1 pseudogene is annotated in these 522 nt (G+C 29.5%); it reads left to right on the top strand.

What is annotated here, in order from left to right:
- Window positions 1-24: 24 nt before the first annotated feature.
- Window positions 25-522 (top strand): annotated as a pseudogene (locus AB4496_RS28985) (methyl-accepting chemotaxis protein); the annotation flags it as partial.

Here is a 522-nt window from a genome sequence, read left to right as displayed (position 1 = left end):
AGCAGAAAATAATGGAAAAACAATGTGAAAAAATTTAAATTACAAGTCATAGGTTCAATGGTTCTAATCATCACAATGATTATTTTAATCATCGCATCTTTGAATTTTTGGTCTTTCCACAATGAAAGTATTCGATTAAACAAGGAGATACTTCATGAGAAAAACTCAACAATTAACGGAAAGATGACAGAAAAACTAGAAATTTACAAACACATTTTGTCTTCAATAAAAATAGATGATGATAGTTATAAAAATGGTAGTTTATCCTCTAACCTTACTAACCAACTGCAATCAATTCATAATATTTTTGGTAATATTAGTATCGGTGTCTTCCTTTTTGACCGTGAAGGTTCGCTTTACGATATGTCTGGAAAAATTACAGAAGTTAATGTTAAAAAAATTCAACGTGATTATTTTATCGAAACATTCGAGAAAGGTAAAGAGTTCTATGTTTCAAAGCCTTATACTTCATCAACTTCGGGAGAGGTCGTATTCGGTATAGTGTATAAGATAAATGAAGAT

The sequence above is a fragment of the Vibrio sp. 10N.222.46.A1 genome, assembly GCF_041473595.1.
Lineage (GTDB): Bacteria > Pseudomonadota > Gammaproteobacteria > Enterobacterales > Vibrionaceae > Vibrio > Vibrio tasmaniensis_A.
Note: the sequence above shows the minus strand (reverse complement) of the source record. Positions and strands in the feature narration are given on the sequence as shown.